This is a genomic window from Pleionea sp. CnH1-48, assembly GCF_024124665.1.
Classification (GTDB): Bacteria; Pseudomonadota; Gammaproteobacteria; order Enterobacterales; family Kangiellaceae; genus JAMXSB01.
Genome location: NZ_JAMXSB010000018.1, coordinates 53,812 through 78,454, shown reverse-complemented (window position 1 = coordinate 78,454; position 24,643 = coordinate 53,812). Strand labels below are relative to the sequence as shown.

The following is a 24,643-nucleotide window of genomic DNA, read 5'->3' as shown; positions in this document are numbered from 1 at the left end:
TCCATTTAGACGAAATATGAATCAACAACCCACGGACCAAACTGCTCTTAATTCAGCTGACCATATCTGGCACAACGCCAACCTGGTTACTCTTTCATCAGCGGGCCCTTATGGTGTCATCAATAACGCTGCCATCGCCGTCAAAGACGGTCGCATCTCTTATATTGGCGAACTGGCCAAAGATGAGCTGCCCGCCGAAGTTGCCCATACTGATATGAATCAACGGTGGATCACACCAGGACTGATTGACTGTCATACGCATATTGTATTTGGTGGTAATCGCGCCAATGAATTCGAACAACGCTTAACCGGTGTGAGTTACGAAGAAATTGCACGACAAGGCGGCGGTATTTTATCCACCGTAAGAGCGACCCGTGCGGCCAGCCATGATCAGCTACTTAACTCTTCGATGAAGCGTGTGCAATCACTGCTGGATGAGGGTGTCACTACGCTAGAGATCAAATCAGGCTATGGTCTATCCACTGAAAGCGAATTAAAAATGCTTCAGGTTGCCGATACCATTGCTCAAACAGTACCAGCCAATATCCATAAAACCTTTTTGGGTGCTCATGCACTTCCACCCGAATTTGCTGGCCGCGCCGATGACTACATCGATCATATTTGCCAAGAGATGTTGCCTGCCGTCGCCGAATCAGGATTAGCCAGCTGTGTGGATGCCTTTTGCGAAAACATTGGTTTTAACTATGGCCAGGTTAAAAAGCTGTTTCAACATGCTGAAAAAGCAGGACTCAACGTCAAGCTGCATGCAGAACAACTCTCTGATCAACGAGGTGCCGAGTTAGCGGCGGAATTCGGCGCTTTATCAGCGGATCATCTGGAATTTGTAACCGAAGCAGGTGTCAAAGCATTAGCGGCAGGTTCTACTGCAGCGGTATTGCTGCCGGGCGCTTTTTATTACTTACGTGAAACTCAGCTGCCACCTATCGACTTATTCCGTCAACACGATGTACCCATGGTCCTGGCTACCGATGCTAACCCCGGCAGCTCACCAGGGACATCCCTGTTATTAATGCTCAATATGGCGTGCACACTCTTCCGCATGACACCAGAAGAAGCCTTAAGAGGCATTACCATTAACGCAGCAAAAGCGCTCGGTATTGCCGATACACATGGTTCATTAGAAGTCGGAAAAGTTGCTGACTTTGCGTTTTGGGACATAGAGTCTCCAGCAGAACTCAGTTACGCTTTCGGCCAAAACCCTTGCGTAGGTGTTGTTAAAAATGGCGTTACCGTGATGGAACGAGCGCGCTAACCTTATATACCTGCCGCCTTTCAAGGTGCAGCGATGTTGTTTAAGTTGCAGCGCTGCGCGCACTCACCCCAGTCACTTAGTAAAACTAAGCTCAGGGGATTCGCTTGCTGGCAACCTACCTGCACCTTGAAATACTTTGGGTATAAATATCAGGCCATAGCTTGCGAATCTATGGCTTGCCACTCAATAAAAAAAGATTAGTCGTTATGAACAAGACCAAACGAGGCGAAATTTTTCAGCGCCTGCAAGAAGATAATCCTAATCCAACGACAGAGTTGGAATACTCTACCCCCTTCGAGCTGCTGATTGCGGTGATTCTATCGGCTCAGGCAACCGATGTGGGCGTTAATAAAGCCACACGCAAACTGTATCCGGTTGCCAATACGCCAGAAGCCATTTTTGCTTTAGGTGAAGAAGGGCTAAAAGAATATATAAAAACCATCGGATTATTTAATTCAAAAGCCAAGAACGTCATCAAAACCTGCCAGATACTTATTGAACAACATGGCTCTGAAGTACCAGAAAATCGCGAAGCATTAGAAAAGCTTCCTGGCGTCGGTAGAAAAACGGCGAATGTAGTACTCAATACCGCTTTTGGTCACTTAACCATGGCGGTCGATACCCATATTTTTCGAGTATCGAATCGAACCAAAATTGCGCCAGGCAAAGATGTAAGAGAAGTTGAAGATAAGTTAGTACGATTTATTCCAAAGGAATATTTAAAAGATGCACACCATTGGTTGATTCTTCATGGTCGCTACACTTGTGTTGCCAGAAAACCTCGCTGTGGGGCCTGTATTATCGAAGACTTATGTGAGTTCAAAGAAAAAACCAGTGACTAGAGTCTGTTCTATGTTTTGTTCTGCAAGGTTAGAGTGTCGCTTGTGAATACCCATCACTCATTCTACCTTGCCAAACAAAAGGTGAACTTTGGCAGTGAATGACCATCAACGAAAAATCAACAGGCCCTGAATGTTCAATCAAGATCGCACAGAGTTAAGACAACAATATTTTGACGTCTGGCAAAAGCTCTCGACACAACAAACACTCAACCCTTTTGAAAAAGAGTTAGCGGCGGTGATTGTTGAGCATAAAGAATACCATGGACTATTAAACGATCCCGATAACTACCTTGATAAAGACTATTTACCTGAATTTGGTCAAGTCAATCCGTTTTTACACATGTCGCTTCATTTAACGCTTCGCGAGCAAGTTTCTCTTAATCGCCCTAAAGGTATTCGCACACTTTACGAAAAAGCATTAGCCTGGTCAGGAGATTTAAAAGAAGCCGAACATTTTATGATGGATGTGCTAGTAGAAATGCTCTGGCAAAGTCAGAAACAACAACGACCAGTCTCCGACTCCGTTTACATCAAAGCCATCAAAAAGCATTTGAAAAAAGCCGGCGTCTAGAGCTCGTTATTTTTCACTGATAGTCTCTTTATGATGGCTTTCTTTATGATGAGTCTCTTACCGTAATAAACACTCGGCGGTTCAGTGCACGACCTTCTTCCGTTGCATTGCTTTCTAAAGGTCTTCGCTCGCCGCGAGAAATCACGCGAACCTTGCTACGGTCAACGCCCTGTTTAACCAGGTATTCACGAACCATTTTGGCGCGCTTTAATCCCAGGGCTTTGTTGTAACGACGAAATGCAATACTGTCGGTATGCCCTTCAATAACCACAGAATCATAACGTTCATCATATTTTAGATACGCCGCGAGCCAATCCAGCTTTTTCTTGGCGTCATCACCTAAACGCGAACTATTAAATCGAAAATGCACCAATGAGTATTCGATCTCTCGAAAACCATAGGGCAGTAAATCATCAACACATTGCAAAAAGTCGGTGTAGACATTCCGAAATTGAATATTTGATAAGGCAACAGAAACCTGATCAGAGTTATCTAATAAATCACGATAAAAGAAGGTAGGAATGCGGCCGGACTCCAATGCGATTAATAACTTCCAGGCAACATCGTCAAAAATATTAAGCGTCTTTTCGCCCGGCAAGGTCATCACTTTGCCAATTTCGTTGCCTCGTTTACCAGGCAACCAATCTGGCGCCAAACTACGAATATGAATGGGTTTATCTGTGGCAACTCGATTGCGACTACCATCAAGAATAAAGGTCATATTAGGTAAGCGACCCGCACTGGAGTAAAATATCGCCTCACCAAATAATGGAATTTTATGCTTTAACTCACAGCGAACCGGATTCCCGGAATAATCCCAGACCGATTCATCAACCTCAGCCTCATAGGCTCTAAAATCAGCACGACTGCTGCTGATACAAAGGCACCCCAGTAATAAACTGTAAATTAAAGACTTCATAACTCGCTTTCCTGTTATCTACTCTTTTTGATATCGGCGCCAAAACAGCCGACTTAAGCAAATTTCACTGGATTTAGCACTTACACGGGCAAAGCCATTAGCCCCGCCCCACTCTCAAGTTATAAAGAATGGCAGCCAAGAACCGAAATATCGCTAGTCGGCCTTAGCTATTTATCCTTATAATGCGTGCTTGTGTCCATGATCTAAAGTAGGGTTTTATGCTTGCAAAGCGATTTCGAGGTTTTTTTCCGGTAGTCATTGATGTAGAAACAGGTGGGTTTAACCACAACACCGACGCGCTACTGGAGGTCGCAGCGATAACCCTTAAAATGGACGACGAAGGCTTACTTGCAATGGATGAAACGTTCCATTTTCATGTTCAGCCATTTGAAGGTGCAAATATCGAAGCTGCCGCGTTAGAAATTACTGGCATTGATCCCTTCCATCCGTTCCGTGAAGCCGTTACAGAACGAGAAGCCCTGACAGAACTCTTTAAAGGTATTCGTAAAGCACAAAAGAAAGCCGGATGCCAACGCTCTATTTTGGTCGGGCATAATGCTTCTTTTGATTTGAACTTCATCAACGCAGCAGTAGAACGCTGTCAGATCAAACGCAACCCTCTGCACCCCTTCTCAACCTTTGACACAGTTACCTTGAGTGCGATGGCACTCGGGCAAACAGTGCTGGCAAAAGCGTGCGAAGCAGCGAAACAACCTTTCGAAAATGAGAAGGCCCACTCAGCACTTTATGATACGGAGCAAACAGCTCAGTTATTTTGCAAAATTATCAATAAATATCAGCAGCTCGGTGGCTGGCCATTGCCTGAAGAAAAAGCAGAAGAAAAAACCGAAGAAGAGCAAAAGGAAGAGTGAGTTAATTGAGCTTTAACAAGACTCTGAAACAACAATAGAAAGGAATAAGTGCTGGTTTGCACCAGCACTTACATAAAGCAGCTTACAGCTTGTCAGCTTCAGCAGATAGGTACTCAGCAACACCTTCAGGAGAAGCATTCATACCTTTAGCGCCTTGAGTCCAACCCGCTGGGCAAACTTCGCCGTGCTCTTCGTTGAACTGAAGTGCATCAACCATACGCAACATTTCGTCGATGTTACGACCTAATGGAAGATCGTTAACAACCTGGTGACGAACCAATCCATCTTTGTCGATTAAGAATGAACCACGGAAAGCAACACCAGCTTCAGGATGCTCAACATCATAAGCCTGGCAGATTTCGTGCTTAACGTCAGCAACCAAAGTGTAGCCAACAGGACCAATGCCGCCTTTCTCTACAGGGGTTTCACGCCATGCATTGTGAGTGAACTGAGAATCGATAGATACACCGATAACTTCAACGCCACGCTTTTTGAATTCTTCTAGACGGTGATCAAAAGCGATCAGCTCAGAAGGACATACAAAAGTGAAGTCCAAAGGATAGAAGAAGATAACAGCAGGCTTACCGTTAATCGCTTCTGCCAAATTAAACCCATCAACGATTTCGCCATTGCCTAATACAGCAGCCGCTGTGAAATCAGGAGCTTTACGTCCAACTAATACACCCATTTTGTTCTCCAATATGAGGATGTTATTTTAGAGCGATAATTATAATCAACAACGATTTAGGATTGCGAAACTTTTTGTTCCTAATCTCAACTTTTTATACGATAACGTTATTGACAATCATTATCATTCACATATAATAGGCTAATAATTCATCGTTACACTCTTTTCGCAGTTGGAGCTTTAGAAGTTTATGTATGTTTGTTTGTGCCGTGGCGTAACAGATTCACAAATTAAAACAGCCGTTTCTGAAGGACGAGCAGGATGCATGCGCTCTCTAAATCAAGAGTTGGGTGTCGCCAGCCAATGCGGAAAATGTGGCAAAGAAGCTCGCAGCTTGCTTAAGCAAACGCTTCAAACCGTAACGGTCACTAACGCCGCTTAGAGAATCAGAATCATTATTATCTAGGTTCTCACTTCCTCAATAAAAACAACCACTTAGACTTGATTGTCCCCCTACCTGCGCCTACAATGGATAGATTCTTGCGAGCATAGTCGGAGACTATCCTATGAAAGGTGACCCAAAGGTAATTCAATATCTCAATAAGGCATTGGGTAATGAGCTGATTGCCATTAACCAATATTTTCTTCACGCGAAAATGTTCAAAGACTGGGGTCTAAAAGAACTGGCGGAAAAGGAGTATCACGAGTCTATTGACGAAATGAAGCACGCTGATGACCTCACTGAACGCATTCTTTTTCTCGAAGGCCTTCCGAACTTACAAGATCTCGGCAAACTCAGAATCGGTGAAAACACCAAAGAAATGCTGGAATGTGATCTGGCACTTGAGTTAGATGCCATTCCTGACCTGAGGGACGGTATCGAGTATTGTGAAAAGGTTCGTGATTATGTGAGCCGCGAGCTACTCGAAAGAATTCTAGAAAGTGAAGAAGAGCATGTTGACTGGCTAGAAACCCAATTGTCACTGATTGATAAGATTGGTCTGCAAAACTATCAACAATCGATGGCCAGCCACGAATCATAAGAAAAGCACTCACAAAAAAAGAGCGAAAAGTCACCTTTTCGCTCTTTTTTTTGTTTTTTAGGAGTCTGCGATTTACTCAGCAGCACCTTCCGCCTTAGATTCTTTGATCAAAGACTGTAACTCGCCTTTCTGGAACATTTCTAAAATAATGTCACAACCACCAATCAGCTCGCCTTTTACCCAAAGCTGAGGGAAAGTAGGCCACTGTGCGTATTTTGGTAACTCAGAACGGATGTCTGGATTTTCCAAAATATCAACATAAGCAAACTCTTCACCACAAGACATCAGAGCCTGAACAGCCTGTGCAGAAAAGCCACACATAGGCAATTTAGGTGAGCCCTTCATATAAATTAAAATGTCATTTTCGCTAATTTGCTGCTTAATACGATCAATGGTTTCCATAGTAACCTCTGTTGAATACCGATATAACTACATTGGCACCGATCTTAAAACAGCCATACCACTAAGGCCAGCCATTTATGTTATTAATTCAGACCAAAGGGTGATAATGCAACAGCTTTAGCTGGACAATTTTTGACAAATAACGGCTAAACTCTATACAGGCAGGGCATTTTATCTCATAAGATTAATGAATATGGCGCCTTAATATCGAAAAAGTACTGACAATAATCACTAAGAGTGTCTAAAATAATGGCCCTGAAAGATCGACCATTGGCGCTGGCAACCCACACACTTCGTCAGCAGCTCAATTATTAATCCATTACGACTCATAACAAGGAGTTGCTCACATGGCATTTGAATTACCTCCACTTCCTTATGCGAAAGACGCTTTAGCACCGACCATCTCAGAAGAGACGCTAGAGTTCCACTACGGAAAACACCACAACACCTACGTGGTTAACTTAAACAAGCTTGTCGAAGGGACTGAATTTGCAGATATGTCTCTTGAAGAAGTGGTAATGAAGTCTTCTGGCGGCATGTTTAACAATGCAGCACAGATTTGGAACCATACTTTCTACTGGAACAGCATGAGTCCAAATGGCGGCGGCGAGCCAACAGGCGATTTGGCAAGTGCCATCAATGAAGCATTTGGTAGCTTCGAAGAGTTCAAAACTCAGTTTGCTCAATCTGCAGCGACTAACTTCGGTTCAGGCTGGACTTGGTTAGTTAAAAACAAAGACGGCAAGCTAGAAATCTTCAACACTAGCAATGCTGGTTGCCCATTAACAGAAGGCTTAACGCCATTAATGACTGTTGATGTTTGGGAACACGCTTACTACATCGACTACCGCAATGCACGTCCAGCGTATCTGGAAGCATTCTGGAAGTTGGTTAACTGGGAATTTGCTGCGAAAAACTTCGCTTAATTCTTGGTACACTGATTAAAAAAGGCCCTGAAGGGCCTTTTTTAATGCATTCGATTTTTTAACTCTAGCAACTTTTCTGTTTTTGCCAACGATATTCTCGCTTTTTCTTTCGGTAATAATCAGAATCCAGATTTTGACGTGACTTACGCTCATAGTAATCTGTCTTCTTTTTTAATCGGTCACAACGCACCTTCTTTTTAGTTCGTTGAGACTTCCCCTTAGCCGCTTTTTGTCGTGGCAATTTTTCTAATTCGGGCGAAGACTTCCAGTTCATGGTTTGAACTTCTTTGACTTCAACCTTTTGAACTTTCTTATTTAGTGGCGGCTTATCACTATAATGCAGACGCCCCTGCTCATCACGCCACTGATATAACTCCCCAGCCAGGCACGACGAACACCATGCCATCATGACCAAACTCAAAACCTTGATGTTCATATTTAACTGCTTTCCTTATTAAGATTTAACACGTTCCGTTAATCCAGTCGTCGATAAATTTACTAAAATAGTACAATGACAACTAGCTTTATTAATACCATTCGCCATAAAATGACCGTATCGACTTCCGACAAACTGCCCAAATAACTACCTAAGAAGTATGAATCCTTTACTTAACGTTGAAAATATTGAATGCCAGCATAACCACCAAACAGTGGTTTCTAACTTAAGTTTTTCGATTCAGGCAGGAGAAATCGGCTGCCTACTGGGGCCAAGTGGATGTGGAAAAACCACAACACTCAGAGCCATAGCCGGGTTTCAGTCAATTTCTCAAGGCCAGATAACGCTTCACAATCGCATTATCTCTCGCCCTCAACATATTCTGGCTCCCGAAAAAAGACGCATTGGAATGGTGTTTCAAGATTACGCGCTGTTTCCTCACTTAACGGTCGAGCAAAACATTGCGTTTGGTCTTGATAAACATGCCGATCAAGAAGTAAAACGCCAACTGGAGATGATCAATCTTTCCGACTACGCTAAACGATACCCCCATGAATTATCAGGCGGGCAACAACAGCGAGTATCTTTGGCTCGGGCCTTAGCTCCCAAACCAGACTTATTACTGATGGATGAGCCCTTCTCCAGCTTAGATATCGAATTGCGTCGGCAATTGGGCATGGACGTACGTTCATTATTAAAGTCGCAAAATATGGCGGCGTTGCTGGTTACTCATGATCAAGATGAAGCCTTCGCCATGTGTGATTCAGTGGGCGTAATGACTGATGGTGTTTTGCGTCAATGGGATCAACCTTACACGCTGTATCACGAGCCCAAAAATAAAACGGTGGCAAAGTTTATTGGTGAGGGGAAGTTTATTGCAGGCACCGTAGGCAATGGTGGTTTTGTTCACACTGCAGCTGGCGATCTTTTCTGTTCGCGAAGCGCCCAGTTTAACAGCGGAGATAAAGTTCAAGTTCTGCTAAGACCCGATGATATTATCCCGGATCAAAGCAGCCGCCTAAAAGGCACAGTACGAAACAAAGCTTTTAAAGGCGCCGTCACTCTCTACACACTGGAACTGGTCGATGGCAGCCCCATTAAATCGATCTTTCCAAGTCACCATGATCATGAGGTGGGTGATCAAGTTGGCATTCGACTGGATGCGGATCATGTGGTTTTATTCGAAGACACCGAACAGGAGTCAGCTGCTTTAGAATGAGTAAACAAACGCTTCTTTTGCAAATACATAGAGATTTGGTTGCAGGTAATGTTCAATTACCTGCACTCCCAAGAGTGTCTCTAAAAGTTAAAGAAGCCGCCGCCGATCCTGACCAAGATATCGAAAGCCTCAGCCAAATTGTTCAAGTCGACCCTGCTTTTTGCGGTTACCTCATCAGAATAGCCAACTCCCCATTATATCGACGCACCTCCGCACTCAGCAATGTCGGTCAGGCCCTTGGGCGTCTTGGTATGGAAACAACTCGAAACCTCGCCATGACCTACGCCGTAAGAAGCGTTTTTAGCGCAAGAAATCGATTTATGGCACGCTGGCTAGAACAACTCTGGAAGCAAACCATCATGACCGCCGCTTTGGCCCACATCATGGCCGAGCGTTGCTCTCATCTAGATACCGAAGAAGCGTTAATGGCCGCACTGTTTCAAGATATCGGCGCCCTGCCTCTTATAGAAAAAGCCAGTAAGTATCCTGAATTGTTAAAAGATGATGAAGCGGTAAAATGGTTAATCGCCAAATACTCTGCCACGGTTGGCGTCGCCATCTTGCATCACTGGGGGTTAGGAAAACACATTCAAGAAGTTGCACGTAGTCGAGAAGACTGGATGCGAGTACATGAAGGAGAGGCCGATCTGGCAGACCTCATCACGCTCGCTCGTTTGCACAGTTATATCGGCACTTCGGCAATGAAAACCTTACCACGAATTAATGAGATCCCAGCTTTTCATAAATTATCTCTGGGAGAAGTCGGCCCAAGTCAAAGCTTTGAGTTCGTCGACATAGCCAAAGAAAGAATCCAACAAATCAGACAGGCTCTGGTCGCTTGAGCTGGTCTTGTTCAATATCAAACTTAAATTTCACCTAAAACACTTCCCCTCTCTGTAGGTGAGGCAAATTTCTAATACTAAGTGCTTTTCGACTCTTTCTATTTTGATGATTCCTTGAGTCGAATTATGTTTTTTACTGCTTGCAAAAACTCTGGCCGTAAAACCGCCGCTTTTTCGCTATCGTGATCGGCTCCCTCAACAATAATAATCGGCAACGACGATTTTGGTAATTCTAAACGCGCCTTTTGTGACTCAAAAAAATCATTACGTTCTTCACTACCAAACACTGCTTGCACAGGCACTGTTATCGCAGCAACTTGTTGGTCTGTCACAGCATCATACTTCCAACCGCGAGCAACGGCCGCTAATGCAAGCAACTCTGTGCGCTCATTTTTCTTTTGAGCTCGCTCTTCCATAGTCAAAGCCATCTCTTCGGCATAAGCTTCTTCTTCCTTGTTTTTAACAGGAAAGTAGCCAGAACCTAGAGTTGCAGTCATCACTCGCTCTGGGTGAGATACGAGCAATCGACCAACGACAAATGCCCCCATCGAATACCCCACCAAGTGAGTTTTTTCTATTTTTAAATGATCAAGAAGACGTACAACATCTTCACCCACTTTAGGTCCATAGTCACTTGGGTTTTGAGGCTTGTCGCTCTTTCCATGCCCTCGGCAGTCCAGAGCTATCACTCGATGATTTTTGGCAAGCTTTTGAATAATGCCCGTGTCATACCACATTTTCAGATCCATAGAAAAACCATGAATAAGCACAATGGGTGTCCCCGCGCCTTCATCAACGTAGTGAATGTTCGTTCCTTTAGAATCAAAAAAACCGTCTTTTGCATACAGAGGGCTCGAGATCAATAACACCCATATAATAAGAAACTTAAACCGATTAGAAATCACAGAAGCTCTCCCTGGAAAAACAGTATTATCAGCCTATAACATTATGGCTTATGGCACAAATGAGTGCAGCCATGCGTTACCCATCACAGCTCATTGAAATAAATAATTTTTTGGTTAGAAAAAGAAGAGTCTCAAATGGAAAACTTACCCTTTGGGATTATCTTCCGTGCAGAGATTCCAAAATAAACAACCTCAGTCTGCATCATAACGCTCACTTTCAACTCACGCTAATACAGATCTGAGGTCATATTTTTTTAACGTTAAATGGATTGATGTTTCCAGTGTCCTTTACGGAATACCCAAACGCCTACCAACGCTAATACCGATTCAGCAATCATAACTGATAAGAAAACGCCTTCTGGCCCCAGTTGCATCCACTGAGCTAACAAGTAAGCCAAAGGTAGTTGAAACAACCAATAACAGAAGAAATTAATTTTGGTTGGCGTTACGGTGTCGCCAGCGCCATTAAACGCTTGCACCATAATCATACCAATGGCATAAAATCCATAACCGTAGCTAATATAACGCAAGCAATCGACACCGTATTGAACCACCATGGGGTCACTCGAGAAAAGTCGAATGATAGGCTCAGCCAAAGCAATAAAGGTAATGGCCACCAGCAACATAAAGCTCACGTTGTAACGGGCAATGGTCCAAACCGATTGTTCTGCTCTGTCTGGATGACCTGCTCCCAGATTTTGTCCGACTAAAGTCGCCACCGCATTACTCATTCCCCAGGCAGGCAAGATGGCAAACATAATCAGGCGAATACCAATGGTGTATCCCGCAACCGCTTCGCTGCCGTATAGTGAGACAATTCGCACCAACACAACCCAGCTGGCAGTGGCAATAAGAAACTGCAAAATGCCGCCTCCCGACACTACCAACAAGCGCTTCATTAAATGCCAAACCGGACGAGCGTAAGCTAAGGCTAAACGCACTCGCCCCTTGACGCTTTGCAAATGATAAAGCTGATAGATCACACCGATACCTCGGCCAATGGTGGTCGCAACCGCAGCTCCGGTGACGCCCATTTCTGGAAAAGGTCCAACGCCATATATCAATAAGGGGTCTAACACAATATTAATACCATTGGCGAGCCACAATGCTCGCATTGCCACACTGGCATCCCCTGCTCCACGAAAAATCGCGTTATTGATAAAGAGGAATACGATCGTTGCCGATCCGCCTAACATGATGGAAGTAAACAAAGTTCCATCTTTGATAACCGCTTCATCAGCCCCCATCAATCTCAAAATTGATTCGGCATAAATGATCCCGAGTACAGCAATCACAACGGAAAGCATGGCGCTTATCCACATTGCCTGAGCGACCACCTGATTGGCAGCGACGATATTTTTCTCACCGATGCGCCGAGCAATCATGGCGGTTGTTCCCATGCTCAGACCAATAGCAATGGCGTAGAGTAATGTCATTACGGCTTCTGTTAAGCCAACAACAGATACCGCATGAGCACCTAAACCAGAGACCCAAAAAATATCGGTAACGGCAAACACCGATTCCAGTGCCATCTCAAGCACCATTGGCACAGCCAATAGAAAAGCAGCCTGTCCAATAGACCCTTTTGTATAGTCCGGTTGGCCCTTACCCGATACCGCTTGTTTAAAAAGCTTCCACCATGAAACTTTTTGTTCATTAACCTTTGTCGTCATTTTGTTTCTATTCCTTTGGCGCAATATGAACATCTCCGATGTCTCTTGAAGGCACGTTTAATACACGAAACTAGCCAACAACCGACTAACGGCAGAAATATAGATGTTACTTAATTGCAAAAATTTCTAAAAAAACTATTTGAAAGAGAGTTGAATTACCCAGAAGCTCTGGTCGTATTCTTAATTATGAGAGAGTAAAGAAAGTCATAACCGAAGAAGTACCACTGCCCTTGTGATGCTCAACAATATCCAAATTGTTCATGGGTCTATCCTCGATTAAGTAATGAGATGAACCGAGAGTATGAGAGTTAGTTTTTAAAAAGTCAATAGACTCATTGGAATCATAAGTTATTAACTTTTTCATCAGCCCCATCGATTCATTCTTTTTACTCCACTTTTCCATCACAAGTATTATCTCTGCTTTCTTCGAGCGAATTTCCTACTACTCCATCGCAACTGAAAACTCAAACAATAAAAATGCAAACAGAAATAATCTAAGAGATAAAATTATTTAACTCACAGTTTTTATAAAAGATATTTATAACTCCAATAAAGTTTATCCCTGTTCTGCTATAGCGTCCCTATTTGTACCCCCATATTTTATCAATATAAAGAGCCTATCTCGTTAACATCTTTACTTAGCCAGGCTTTACCAGAGTCCATCCTGTAGTGCCATTGGCGTGAAACAAACACAGTGAGATCGCCCCCAAAGATGTCATTGTCATCAGAAGTATCACTTAGCTTTATGCATATCCTTAAAGGAGAAAGGAAAATGGTCTATCTGAAAACAGCGGTCAGTGCGCTGTTGACTCTCGGGCTTTGTGCCTGTTCGTTAGCACCAGAGTCAACACCGCCCTCCCAAATGCCAGCGGGTCTAACGGCTGGCAACGAACAGCCTTTGCCCTACGATCCAGAATTCAAATTTGATTCTAGTCGTTTTTACAAACCCGTAAAAATCAATGCGAGCCAACTAAAACCTCGCAAAAAAGGTGAGCTCTCTCCCTACAGCCCACTGGTAAAGCCCAGAAAAAAAGGTGATCGCATCCTCGATGACGACATGCTCACCGATCAAGAACGGGCACAGCTACGCAAGCAAGCTTTAAATCTACCGCCAGATCCGACAGTACAACAAGCCAATCAAAAAACTCAGCCTTTTGCTCCCAATGCAGGGGTTAACTTTGACAGTATGGATGCAAATGAAACCGGAGGATTTACACCACCGGATCCCGAACTGGCGGCAGGCCCTAATCATTTGATTGCCGTCGCCAATGTCTCCATAGAAATTTACAATAAAACAGGCACTTCCCTCGTCGGCCCCATCAGTTTTAATACTTTCTTTAATGGCACGGCTTGCGGTCCAGGCGCCACCGACTTTGATCCTAATGTGTTGTATGACGAAGAGCATGATCGTTTTGTCATTGGTATCGATCAGTCGAACTTCTCAACCATCTCAAATTACTGTGTCGCCGTATCCGAAACCAATGATCCAACAGGCAACTGGTTCTTATATGAATTCAACACCTTCGCTGGCGGCGCCTTTATGGATTACCCACATGCAGGTATCGGTGATGATGCTATCTATATGGGCGGTAACATGTTTGGCGGTGGCGGTTTTGTTGGCGGTCGAGTCTGGGCGTTTAACAAAATCTTAATGTACTCTGGCTTACCCGCCAATATGGTTTCACGACCTATGGCCGGATTCTTCACACCACAGCCCATTAACTTACATGGCTTTAATCAGGGTACCTGGCCAAGTAACGATCCTCACTACATTTTGGTTTCTAATAACACATTGAGTACCACACTCACGGTGTTTTCCTGGGACGATCCTTTCGGTGCTAACACCTTTACTAACGAAGGTTCTCTTAGCTTAGCCCCCGTCGGTTTGCCTGGTTCAGTACCACAAAGTGGTGGCGGCAATTTTGGCAATCTACAAGATTCTCGTCCACTCGATTTTGAGTATCGTAATGGTTTTGGTTGGACAACCTATACCGTCGCTTGTAACCCAGGCACGGGAACTGTTAACTGTGTGCGTTGGGCACAAATTGATTTAAATACCATTACTTTAGGCCCAGCTGGTTCAGGTACCTTCGGCAGTAATGGAGAGTTTCGTTTCCATCCTGATCTCGCCGTTAATCACTGCGACGATATGAGTGTGGGTTATTCTCGTGGTAGCGCCTCAACTTTTCCTGGCACTTTTGTCACAGGCCGAGAGTCTAGTGATCCCGCCAATACTTTGCAGGCAGAAACCACTTTGATGGCTGGACAGGCAACCTACAATTCGTTCGCCATGAACCGCTGGGGTGACTACACGGGAATGACCGTTGACCCCGATGGTGAAACCTTCTGGTACATTGGTATCTATGCAAAAAATATTACTGGTGCAGGTGGTTCCAACTGGGGGCTTCGTATCGGTTCTTACGAATACCCAGGCTGCAACGCGCCGACTTTGCCTGCGACCGACGCTTACATGCGCGACTTTACAACCGATGTGGGTCTAGAGCCGGACCCTGTTCCTGGCGATATCTGGTTGAGCCCAGACGTTTGGGTCTGTACCAACACCAATAACTGTACAGTCCATGAAAACCCTGAATTTGGGCAAGTTAACACTATGCGAGTGAGACTAGCAAATACAGGCCCAGGTGCAGCATCAAATCCGGCCAATGGACGTATTCATTTGTATTACGCCAATGCTTCTACAGGACTCGACTGGGATTCGCAATGGACCGAGTTTGCTCAAATTCCAGTAGTTAATCAGGCTGCCTCATCAACGGCTATTTACAACACTCCTTTCAATCCACCAGGTACAGGACACTATTGTATTGTCGCTCGTTGGGTATCAGACCAAGATCCCATGACCTTCCCAGAAGTTTTTGGTACCTGGGCAATCGGTACTAACACACGCAATAACAACAATATTGTTTGGCGCAATATGAACGTAGTCGACCTTGTGATGCTACCCGATGGTGTTTCGAATCAGGTGATCGTGCGCAATATTTCCGACCTCGATACTCGACTGGGCATTGCCGTGTTTGATCGCAGCTTGAGGCATCCTTTCGTTGAAGAAGGTGAAATCACTTTACGCTTACCCGATGAGTTATTAGAGCGCTGGATGCAAGGCGGTTCAAAAGCCGAAGGCGTACGTTTTGATCGACGCACGCGAGCCTTCCAGATCTTGCAACCGGATGCCAGACTCTTCAATCTCTTCTTCAAAAAAGGCGAGGAATTTAAAGTCAACCTGGACTTCCGTGCTCCTAAAGTTCCTGAACAGGAGTTCCATGTTGGAATCGCTCAATTCGATGAGAAAGGCCAAGTGATGGGCGGCGTCAACTATGAGTTAAGACATACCAAAAGACGTCAGAAATAACCTCTTTTTGGTGGAGCGAGCCCTCGCTCTTACAGCCTCAAAGGTTCGCCTTTGGGGCTGTTTTTATTCTTCTTTTTTTGATTTGGCGGCTTCCATATCAGACAATTCGCAAAGCCCCCTCATTAAATCTGCACACCACAATAAGATGAGAGCGCCCGCAGTCACAAAAACATCTTGTAGGCCATCTTCATTATCAGAAAACCCCAACTGAAAAAGAATCACTATGACAAGCCCTACAATAATTAGCATAAGCTTTTTTAAATGCTTTCGAAATACCTTCCCACTGTCTTTGTGTTGAATTCCTTCAACTAAATCGTACATCACCTTTTCCTTAGTTTTAATTACACTACAACTAAAAGGGCTGCAAACGCAGCCCTAAAGATTAATAGCAACAAATTCTAGCGGCGATTAAAGCCTAAACGCTGTCCTTTAATGTCAGTAATGATCTGACCTTTTTCATACATCAAGTTACCGTTGATAACAGTGTGAGTGATGGTAGAGCGGAACTCATAGCCTTCGAAGGGCGTCCAACCGCACTTCGACATCACACGTTCTTTGGTTGCTAATGTTTTGGCGTTAAGGTCTACCAAAACACAGTCAGCCCAATAACCTTCGCGCACATAACCACGCTCAGCGACTTGATATCGACGTGCCACATTGTGTGACGTTTTAGCAACGATAAGCTCTAAAGAGAATGTCTCGTTATGATAATGTTCTAACAAACTCAATAAAGCATCTTGAACCAACGGCAATCCCGCAGGTGCTTTAAAATAAGTATTCTGTTTTTCTTCCCAGGTATGAGGAGCGTGATCCGTAGCAATGATATCGATACGACCATCGTTTACGGCCTGCAAGATAGCTTGCTGGTCACTAGCCAGTTTTACAGATGGGTTACACTTGATCAGCGTACCTCTCTGTTCATAATCATCAGAGTTAAAGAACAGATGGTGCACACAGGCCTCACCAGTAATGCTTTTGCCTTCTAAGTCACCCTTAGTAAAATGGTCCAGCTCTTCTGCCGTTGTGATGTGCAAAACATGCAATTGAGTACCGAACTTACGCGCTAGTTCAACGGCTAAAGCAGAAGATTTGTAGCAAGCTTCTCGTGAGCGAATATCGGGGTGCATCCCAATAGGCACCTCTTCACCATATTGCTGGCGCGCTTTCTCTTCGTTCTCTGCTATCATAGGTGTATCTTCACAATGAGTCGCAATGAGTACTGGTGAAGAGCTAAAGATACCTTCCAGTACCTGAGTATCATCTACCAGCATGTTGCCTGTTGAAGCACCCATAAATACTTTGACGCCACAGGCTGCATTAGGATCTAAAGATTTGATTTGCTCCAGATTGTCGTTACTGGCACCTAGATAAAAAGCGAAGTTAGCTAAAGACTTGCCTGAGGCGCGGGTATATTTGTCTTCCAGCGCTTCGTGCGTCAAGGTAGCAGGGTTTACATTAGGCATTTCCATATAACTGGTGATACCACCGGCCACGGCTGCGCGAGACTCAGTTGCAATGTCACCCTTATGTGTCAGTCCCGGCTCGCGAAAATGCACCTGATCATCAATCATGCCGGGTAATAAGTGCAAACCACCAGCATCAATTTCTCGATCGGCACCCGTCGTAATTTCACTGGCGATTTTCTCAAAGCGGCCATTTTTAATTAATACATCGACGACTTTCTGCTGACCTTCATTAACTAACGTTGCCTGTTTAATAAGAATGGATTCAGACACGGGAAACCTCATTTTGTTAATACTTATTCGATGAAGATAATTGTAACGTAAAACTGATCAACCTGTTTGTGTTATTGTCATTTTCAAACTTTATCGATATCCAGCTGGCTGGACTTTGGAATAAAAAACGGCCTAAATAACTCAAAAAATAATAAAGAAGAGACTCAAAATAGCTGTGGATGACTCTTATTGAGATGAATTTTAATTTAACAAGTTATCCACAGACAACTCACAAGGCTATGCCTTGCAACCCAACTAGAAACACAGTATTTTGCACAAAACCTAAACAACGGCACTAGATATTGTGAGTTTTTGATGTGCTAATGTCTATCAAAAGCTGTGCATAAAGACTTCGGAAAAGCGCACAAGGAGTGCAGACCAACCGAGGACATAATAAAAAGAAATTACTCCACCAAAAATTAAGAGCGCCACGGCGCTCTTTTTTATTTCTTCCCACCCAGTTGAACTTGCATATATAATTCATGACGAGGCACTACCAGCCTGACAATTTTTAACAGCATAAAGGAATCTATGTTCGATACACCCTCGTTAGAACGTGCGCTCCAAATGGGCACTGGCAAAGCCATTCGAATACTCAAAAAGAACTCCCACCACAACCTTGATCACCTCATCCTTGAGGCATGTCTTAGCAATCAGGCCTATGACCCACAGTCAGAACCGGATAGAAGTCAGTATCTAAAAACTGTCATTCAGCTAGCGCAAGATTCTGACGCTATCGAGGAAGCTGTTATTGATGCGCTCAGTCAGGCTCAGGAAGACGACTGGGATACTCATCAGTTAGTTACTCTGGTCACTTGCTTCGCCCAAAACGGTAATAAACGCGCGAAGGATGCTCTCTATCAACGTTACACAAAACCGCTTACCGACCCAAGCTTCTCATTTCTAGAGACCGATGCTTTAGTCATACTCGACGGTTTAAAGGGATTAGAGATATGTGCCAATACTCTCGGTCAGCTACTCGAACAAGATACTGACTTTTGGGTAGATGATTCATTGATTTCTGTATTCGAAACATCACCAACGAAAGAAGATACTTTGCAATATCTAGAACGGCATGCACAAAGTGATCGATTTATAAAACGCTACCTAACGAATGTAAAAGAGCATCTGGAAAAACAACAAAAGCCAAGAGCCCTAATAAACTGGTCTTACGAAATGATCAGCCAACACCTATCACAGGGTAAAAGTCTCTCACTTAGTATTGGCAAGTCTCTTTCTTTTGATGTATTACAAAAACTTGCTAATGACTTTAAAAGTGAAACGGACGAAAAGTCACAGTTGGCTTACCTGAAAATATTTTTCAAAGCCCCCTATCCCGGAGCACCATCAGATATGATTCCCTTACTGGAGCATAACAATGAAAGAATGGTGCATTTTGCTATAAGAGCTCTTGCACAATTGGAACATCCACAGATTAAAAAATATCTTGAGGAAGCTTCTCTTCACACTCTAAAAAACAAAGTACCGCTCTTTATTCAAAATGGAGTCGAAAATGCTCCAAAGACTTTTGAAGCCATTATTCCCTTTTTAGATGACGAAGACGAAACCCACCGATTTATATCGGACGTGGTTAAAGTACTAAAAAGAAAAGCCTATACTGATTCAAAAGTTTTACTCATACAACTTTATGAGCTATCACACTGCTCCGTATGCCGCTTCGATCTATTGAAGTTACTTCATGAGTTAACAGGACTACCAAAAACGGTTGTTGATGAAGCTATTTATGATTGTCATCCAGATAGCGTTGCCTTAGCATCAACTTATCTATCAGAAAACCATTAAACGTCTTCTTATAAGATTCGATATCAGCATTCATATTCCGATAAAAAACCACCATCCTTAAAAGACTTTATATCTCCAAGATAATTCTTGTTAAGTAAGCTTGTCGGCAAAACCAATGAGATAGAAAAATAATTCTTTCTATCTCAGGTATTGCCAAAGTGCAGATTGCATTTGTCTTAACTTAGTTCTATTAAATCTTAGTGTTACTTTTTTAACACAAAAAAGACGTATTAAAAATGATAACTTGTATCAATTTGGAGGTTTTATGAATACGAAATTAATACTCTCTCTAATACTTATCATTGTTTTCTATCCGTCGTCCAACTATGCCAACAATTTAACCCCAGACAGGTCAAAGTCCAACGAGCCTATCTGGGGTTACAGTAGTGAAGGACGAGAATTGGTAGATATAATGACAAGTACCGGAGATATTATTCAGGTCGTTGATGTCGATGGTTTAGCTTATTCTGGCGATATGATTCTTGGTAAAACAGAAGACTTGAAAAAATACGGATTAAACATCGTCTCTGGTCAAGAGTTTTCAGAAGATACACAGACGGGTCCTTTAGCTGCAATTCGTTATCCATCGTCTGGATACAAATGGCCGAATGGTGTCGTGCCTTATGTGTTCGCTTCTAATTTGGGTAGCCGTGCCAGACAAGATATGGAATACGCTTTTAACCACTGGCATAGCAAAACTAATGTTCGTTTTGTGCGTCGAACGAGTCAAAGGGACTACCTAACGATTCAAGGCGGCGGAGGTTGCAGCTCCTATGTAGGTCGACAAGGTGGCTCGCAAGCCGTGACTCTCGCAGACGGATGCGGCAGAGGCGCAGCAGTTCATGAGCTTGGGCATGCCGTTGGTTTTTTCCACGAGCAAACACGAACAGATCGTGATAGTTACGTCACTATCTACTGGAATAATATTCAGAGTGGTATGGCGTTTAATTTTAACAAGATCAGCAGCAGCGACGGCACCAATCATGGCCAGTACGACTACTACTCTATCATGCACTATGGCACGAGAGCCTTTGGCATTAATGGCGCAGTAACCATTTGGCCAACACGCAGTGGTGTAGATACCAACGCCATGGGTAATACCTCAGTATTATCTTCGGGTGACATTGCAGCAGCTGCAGCCATTTATGGCAATGGTGGAGGTGGCGGAAACGGCGAAACCTACACAGGCAATTTATCCGGTGCCAATGATGCCGATATTCAACCAGATGGAAATTGGTTTCAGTATTCTGGAGGCAATATAAAAGCAAGCCTACAAGGCCCCAATGGAACCGACTTTGATCTATACCTCTATCGCTGGAACGGATCAAACTGGTCAGAAGTCGCAAAATCGATTTCTCCTCAATCCATTGAGAGCATCGATTACAATGCCAGTGCTGGTTACTACTACTTTAGAATTCACTCTTATAGTGGCAGTGGTCGTTACACTTTCACTTTGCAGAAGTGATGTAACTTTTAAATGAAAAGCTTAAGTTCCCACTGGATAAGATTAACAATCTAGACAAATCTCTACACAAGTAATATGTGTAAATGGATTCGACCTTTACTTTGAGGGGAGGACAAAAATAAAAAAAGGCCCCTGATGAAAGAGGCCTTGGAATTTATAAAGATTTATCAACCTTTAAAAAGCGCATCAATAGTCCCTTGCGCTAGAGGGTGATAACCAGGGCGAGCTTTTTTGTAGACTTCTAATGCCCATACTCGTTTTTCTTTTGAGTGTTCAGCCAACTGTTTGTACAAAGGAACAATCAGTTTGCGTCGGCCAATGCTCACCAAGTGATTCTCTAATGATTTGGTAATGGCTGGATAATTATTGCCAATGGCCAAACGGAACCAGGCGAATGCAATCTCAGCATTGCTAGAGTTAGTCAGCTTAAAAGCATTGTCCAGCATTGCCATACGATCACGAGAAATATCTCTGGGTAGTGTGTTAATGAAGTACAACCACTCATGCACACTCCACTTTTTCGCAGACAGGTTCTTCAATTTCTTTTTACCCGCTAACCAAGCTTTTTGCTCTTCTTCAACTTTTTCGAAAGCATCAGAGGTAGGGTTTGGTGCATCTGCAGGTAAACCAGGCTCAAAAATCCATTCGTTGATCTTATCCATTGAAACCACATTAGGATAAGGCTTTAACAAATGTTCCTGTAAGTACTCGATAAACATTTCTGTTGTTAAAGATTTGAACGCATGGTCATCAAAGTATTTTTTGACAAAAGGATCAAAGCGCTCACGACCAAACTTCTCTTCTAGATAAATCAAGAACAACTGGCCTTTTACATAAGGAACACCTGAGAACGCTTCGTCTGGATCACGTCCATTTAATGGAAGTTTTAGACGAGTATCATCAGCAGGTAAATGTGCTAATTCTTCTTTTAGATCCGCAACAGACAAAGCTTGTTCCATCACAGCACGACGGCGACCAAACAATGATTCCATCACACGATTTTCTACGTAACTGGTGAAGCCTTCGTTTAGCCATAGATCACGCCAGGTTGCGTTGGTTACCAAATTACCAGACCAAGAGTGAGCCAGCTCATGAGCAATCAAGTTAACAAGACTTTTATCACCCGCAATAACCGTTGGTGTGATAAACGAAAGACGAGGATTTTCCATACCGCCAAAAGGAAAAGCTGGAGGTAGAATTAATAAGTCATACTGTCCCCAAAGATAAGGGCCATACAGCTCCTCGTTGGCAACAATCATTTTTTGCGTATCATCAAACTCGGCAACGGCGGCATCAAGAATAGATTCTTCGGCAAAAACGGCCGTTTGCTTCGACATTCTTTTGTATTTTAAGTCACCAACACCAATAGCAATCAGATAAGGAGGAATTGCTTGTGGCATAGAAAACTCGTGATCGCCATCCAACTCTGTATTTTTAGAGTTATCAGCACTCATTACTGCTAACAAAGGCTTAGGCGTTGTAATACGAGCTGTGTATGTAACACGCATTGCCGGTGTATCTTGAACAGGGATCCAGCTACGTGCATGGATGGCTTGCGACTGGCTGTACATGAACGGGTGTTTTTTACCTGCCGTTTGTTCGCCTTTCAACCACTGCAAACCACTGGCCTGAGGCTGCGACTGATAATGAACACGCACAGTGGTGTACTGTTTCGGCATATCAATGGTCAGCTTTGAACCCAAAGCAGGATCTCGCTTAGCGAGTTGAAACTTAAGTGGCACCCACTTTTCACCCTCTTTGGCTTCGACTTTATCGATCACCAAATCTCGAGTATCCAAAACCAGAGTATTAGCATCAGGAGACACCCAAGTCATTTGGTGCTCAACAAATCCTTTAAGTACTTTTTTATCAAACCGGACATCTAGCTCTAAATGAACATGATGCGTTTTGACTTCATCGGTATTCGAGTAAGACACTTCATCAACAATAGTCTGCGCAGACGCACTCATGATGAAGCTACATATTCCCAACAGTAGCGTTTTAATTTTCATTCATCTAAACCTATCTATTCAATTTTACTTCTTGATAACCATCGTCAGCAAAATACCGACTCCAGGCTACCTCAGGAAAGTGACCCAGAGCCACAGAACCGAAATAGTGCGGCAGTATAACATAGCCAGTAAGAGAAACAGTGCGTCATGCACACCCAGGGCTTAGAGCTCACTTTTTAACCAGAAAAAGCAAAGGTCTGGAATTCTGTAAGCCTAACAAAGAAATATGAAGGAAAGCTGAACCATCAGGGGCCGTTGCCCTTCCATAGAAAGCCTCAAAATCTCTTTGTCTTCAGCAAGGCAGAGCATGCGCCCTGTAGTGCTTATGAAGTCAGCTCATAACAGGGCGTGTATTGCTCGGAGCCAATTTTCATACGTTTTTGGTCGACAAAGGCTTTTAGCAAAACATCCAACTCGTCCATAATCGATGCTTCACCTGTTAATTGGAAAGGCCCAAATTCTTCTATCGCGCGAACGCCTTCAGCTTTAATATTACCCGCCACAATGCCAGAGAAAGCCCGACGCAAATGAGACGCTAATTCATGCACTGGCTGAGAGCGAGTTAAGTTAAGCTTTGCCATGGACTCATGGGTTGGATTAAAAGGAATTTGTAAATCATAAGGAATATGTAAACGCCAATTGAAGAAGTAGGCATCGGAGTAGCGTTTACGAAACTCTCGAACCTCAGCAATAGAATCTCTGACATACAGTGATACTTCAACCGGATCACCACAAACCAGATGACAGCGCTCAACAGCACTGTCCCCCAAGGTGTTTTTTACAAACGCCATCAAACTTTCTAGGTAGGCTCGGCTACTCTCCGGCCCAGTCAGGATCAATGGGAAAGGTAGCTCTTTGTTTTTAGGATGCAGCAAAATACCTAACAAGTATAAAAGTTCTTCTGCAGTACCTGCCCCACCGGGGAAAATAATAATGGCATGTGCTAATCGAACAAACGCTTCCAGACGCTTTTCGATATCTGGCATGATAACCAGTTTATTCACAATAGGATTAGGTGCCTCCGCAGCGATGATACCTGGCTCAGAAATTCCAATATAGCGGGAATCAAAAATACGTTGTTTGGCATGCGCAACGGCAGCTCCTTTCATAGGACCTTTCATCGCGCCAGGACCACACCCAGTGCAAACGTCCATCCCACGTAAGCCTAACTGATACCCGACCTCTTTGGTATAGTCATACTCTACACGACTGATCGCATGACCTCCCCAGCAAGTCACCAGATTCAGATTTTTGCCAGGGCGCAACACACCCGCATTACGCAACAAATGGAAGCATGCATTGGTGAGTCCTTCTGTGGTATTCAGATCAAACAGGTTACCGCCAGTCACCTGATTATGAGAATACACTAAGTCTCGTAATACCGAGAACAGATGTTCCTGAATACCCGTGATCATATCGTCATCAACAAAGGCTTTAGCCGGAGCATTAACTAACTCAAGCTTAACGCCTCTATCGGTTTGATGAACTTGAATATCAAAATTTTTATGTTGTTCTAAAATCGTTTTACAATCATCCGCCTCACTCCCAACACTAAGTACGGCAAGCGAACACAAGCGTAACAAACGATGTAGATCTCGCTCTTTTACATCACATAGAAGCTCAACTTCATGTTGAGACAAGACATCAAGACTTCCCACAGGATGTACTGTGGAAGACATTTTATTTTCTGCCATAGATCGACTCACTTA

23 protein-coding genes are annotated in these 24,643 nt (G+C 43.6%); 12 read left to right on the top strand and 11 right to left on the bottom strand.

Going from position 1 to position 24,643, the window contains the following annotated elements; genetic code table 11:
* Positions 1 to 16: 16 nt before the first annotated feature.
* The 3 genes from hutI (at position 17) to NH399_RS23195 (ending at position 2,686) form a co-directional block, all read left to right on the top strand.
* Complete coding sequence (gene hutI, locus NH399_RS23205) at positions 17 to 1,273, top strand: imidazolonepropionase (RefSeq protein WP_253043642.1); 1,257 nt, start codon at positions 17 to 19, stop codon at positions 1,271 to 1,273.
* 206 nt (positions 1,274 to 1,479) lie between these two features.
* Positions 1,480 to 2,115, top strand: a complete 636-nt coding sequence (gene nth / locus NH399_RS23200) for an endonuclease III (RefSeq protein ID WP_253043640.1) — start codon at positions 1,480 to 1,482, stop codon at positions 2,113 to 2,115.
* A 130-nt stretch (positions 2,116 to 2,245) separates the two neighbouring features.
* Positions 2,246 to 2,686 (top strand): DUF1841 family protein, encoded by a 441-nt coding sequence (locus NH399_RS23195; protein WP_253043638.1) that lies wholly within the window; start codon positions 2,246 to 2,248, stop codon positions 2,684 to 2,686.
* A gap of 43 nt (positions 2,687 to 2,729) precedes the next feature.
* Here the strand turns inward: NH399_RS23195 and NH399_RS23190 are convergent, their stop codons facing one another.
* The gene (locus NH399_RS23190; RefSeq protein ID WP_253043636.1) at positions 2,730 to 3,605 is read right to left on the bottom strand and encodes an OmpA family protein; all 876 of its coding nucleotides are present in this window, start codon (positions 3,603 to 3,605) and stop codon (positions 2,730 to 2,732) included.
* A gap of 218 nt (positions 3,606 to 3,823) precedes the next feature.
* On the opposite strand from NH399_RS23190, the gene rnt reads away from it, so the two are divergent.
* Positions 3,824 to 4,477 carry a ribonuclease T gene (gene rnt / locus NH399_RS23185; RefSeq protein WP_253043634.1) on the top strand — a complete coding sequence of 218 codons (654 nt, stop codon included), beginning with the start codon at positions 3,824 to 3,826 and terminating at the stop codon, positions 4,475 to 4,477.
* An 82-nt stretch (positions 4,478 to 4,559) separates the two neighbouring features.
* Here the strand turns inward: rnt and NH399_RS23180 are convergent, their stop codons facing one another.
* Positions 4,560 to 5,165, bottom strand: a complete 606-nt coding sequence (locus NH399_RS23180; protein ID WP_253043633.1) for a peroxiredoxin — start codon at positions 5,163 to 5,165, stop codon at positions 4,560 to 4,562.
* Positions 5,166 to 5,355: 190 nt separating this feature from the next.
* Here NH399_RS23180 and NH399_RS23175 point away from each other — a divergent pair, with 190 nt between their 5' ends.
* Both NH399_RS23175 and bfr read left to right on the top strand, forming a co-directional pair.
* A complete protein-coding gene (locus NH399_RS23175; RefSeq protein ID WP_253043632.1) occupies positions 5,356 to 5,547 on the top strand; it encodes a (2Fe-2S)-binding protein in 192 nt (63 codons plus the stop codon).
* A 124-nt stretch (positions 5,548 to 5,671) separates the two neighbouring features.
* Positions 5,672 to 6,148: a bacterioferritin gene (gene bfr, locus NH399_RS23170; protein WP_253043630.1), complete on the top strand. Its 477-nt coding sequence runs from the start codon at positions 5,672 to 5,674 to the stop codon at positions 6,146 to 6,148.
* Positions 6,149 to 6,220: 72 nt separating this feature from the next.
* Here bfr and grxD read toward each other — a convergent pair whose 3' ends face one another.
* Positions 6,221 to 6,550 (bottom strand): Grx4 family monothiol glutaredoxin, encoded by a 330-nt coding sequence (gene grxD / locus NH399_RS23165; RefSeq protein WP_253043628.1) that lies wholly within the window; start codon positions 6,548 to 6,550, stop codon positions 6,221 to 6,223.
* A gap of 347 nt (positions 6,551 to 6,897) precedes the next feature.
* Between grxD and NH399_RS23160 the strand changes: the two genes are divergently transcribed.
* Complete coding sequence (locus NH399_RS23160) at positions 6,898 to 7,476, top strand: superoxide dismutase (RefSeq protein WP_253043627.1); 579 nt, start codon at positions 6,898 to 6,900, stop codon at positions 7,474 to 7,476.
* A 64-nt stretch (positions 7,477 to 7,540) separates the two neighbouring features.
* Here the strand turns inward: NH399_RS23160 and NH399_RS23155 are convergent, their stop codons facing one another.
* The gene (locus NH399_RS23155) at positions 7,541 to 7,912 is read right to left on the bottom strand and encodes a DUF4124 domain-containing protein (RefSeq protein ID WP_253043625.1); all 372 of its coding nucleotides are present in this window, start codon (positions 7,910 to 7,912) and stop codon (positions 7,541 to 7,543) included.
* A 160-nt stretch (positions 7,913 to 8,072) separates the two neighbouring features.
* Between NH399_RS23155 and NH399_RS23150 the strand changes: the two genes are divergently transcribed.
* Together NH399_RS23150 and NH399_RS23145 are read left to right on the top strand one after the other, a co-directional pair.
* A complete protein-coding gene (locus NH399_RS23150) occupies positions 8,073 to 9,131 on the top strand; it encodes an ABC transporter ATP-binding protein (RefSeq protein WP_253043624.1) in 1,059 nt (352 codons plus the stop codon).
* Positions 9,128 to 9,973 (top strand): HDOD domain-containing protein, encoded by an 846-nt coding sequence (locus NH399_RS23145; RefSeq protein WP_253043623.1) that lies wholly within the window; start codon positions 9,128 to 9,130, stop codon positions 9,971 to 9,973. The genes NH399_RS23150 and NH399_RS23145 overlap by 4 nt, the downstream gene beginning before the upstream one ends.
* 98 nt (positions 9,974 to 10,071) lie before the next feature.
* Here the strand turns inward: NH399_RS23145 and NH399_RS23140 are convergent, their stop codons facing one another.
* From NH399_RS23140 to NH399_RS23130, 3 genes are all read right to left on the bottom strand, one after another.
* The gene (locus NH399_RS23140) at positions 10,072 to 10,878 is read right to left on the bottom strand and encodes an alpha/beta fold hydrolase (RefSeq protein WP_253043622.1); all 807 of its coding nucleotides are present in this window, start codon (positions 10,876 to 10,878) and stop codon (positions 10,072 to 10,074) included.
* A 260-nt stretch (positions 10,879 to 11,138) separates the two neighbouring features.
* The gene (locus NH399_RS23135) at positions 11,139 to 12,551 is read right to left on the bottom strand and encodes an MATE family efflux transporter (protein ID WP_253043620.1); all 1,413 of its coding nucleotides are present in this window, start codon (positions 12,549 to 12,551) and stop codon (positions 11,139 to 11,141) included.
* A gap of 184 nt (positions 12,552 to 12,735) precedes the next feature.
* Positions 12,736 to 12,915, bottom strand: coding sequence for a hypothetical protein (locus NH399_RS23130; RefSeq protein WP_253043619.1), 180 nt, complete (start codon positions 12,913 to 12,915; stop codon positions 12,736 to 12,738).
* Positions 12,916 to 13,323: 408 nt separating this feature from the next.
* Between NH399_RS23130 and NH399_RS23125 the strand changes: the two genes are divergently transcribed.
* A complete protein-coding gene (locus NH399_RS23125) occupies positions 13,324 to 15,918 on the top strand; it encodes a hypothetical protein (RefSeq protein ID WP_253043618.1) in 2,595 nt (864 codons plus the stop codon).
* A 63-nt stretch (positions 15,919 to 15,981) separates the two neighbouring features.
* Here NH399_RS23125 and NH399_RS23120 read toward each other — a convergent pair whose 3' ends face one another.
* On the bottom strand, positions 15,982 to 16,239 hold the full coding sequence (locus NH399_RS23120) for a hypothetical protein (protein WP_253043616.1): 258 nt from the start codon (positions 16,237 to 16,239) through the stop codon (positions 15,982 to 15,984).
* 77 nt (positions 16,240 to 16,316) lie between these two features.
* Positions 16,317 to 17,654 carry a dihydroorotase gene (locus NH399_RS23115; protein WP_253043614.1) on the bottom strand — a complete coding sequence of 446 codons (1,338 nt, stop codon included), beginning with the start codon at positions 17,652 to 17,654 and terminating at the stop codon, positions 16,317 to 16,319.
* A gap of 531 nt (positions 17,655 to 18,185) precedes the next feature.
* Here NH399_RS23115 and NH399_RS23110 point away from each other — a divergent pair.
* The gene (locus NH399_RS23110; protein WP_253043612.1) at positions 18,186 to 19,457 is read left to right on the top strand and encodes a hypothetical protein; all 1,272 of its coding nucleotides are present in this window, start codon (positions 18,186 to 18,188) and stop codon (positions 19,455 to 19,457) included.
* 265 nt (positions 19,458 to 19,722) lie between these two features.
* On the top strand, positions 19,723 to 20,922 hold the full coding sequence (locus tag NH399_RS23105) for a M12 family metallopeptidase (protein WP_253043610.1): 1,200 nt from the start codon (positions 19,723 to 19,725) through the stop codon (positions 20,920 to 20,922).
* A 167-nt stretch (positions 20,923 to 21,089) separates the two neighbouring features.
* Here the strand turns inward: NH399_RS23105 and NH399_RS23100 are convergent, their stop codons facing one another.
* Positions 21,090 to 22,934 carry a M1 family metallopeptidase gene (locus NH399_RS23100; RefSeq protein ID WP_253043608.1) on the bottom strand — a complete coding sequence of 615 codons (1,845 nt, stop codon included), beginning with the start codon at positions 22,932 to 22,934 and terminating at the stop codon, positions 21,090 to 21,092.
* 323 nt (positions 22,935 to 23,257) lie between these two features.
* The gene (gene ppnN, locus NH399_RS23095; RefSeq protein WP_305885109.1) at positions 23,258 to 24,628 is read right to left on the bottom strand and encodes a nucleotide 5'-monophosphate nucleosidase PpnN; all 1,371 of its coding nucleotides are present in this window, start codon (positions 24,626 to 24,628) and stop codon (positions 23,258 to 23,260) included.
* Positions 24,629 to 24,643: the final 15 nt, after the last annotated feature.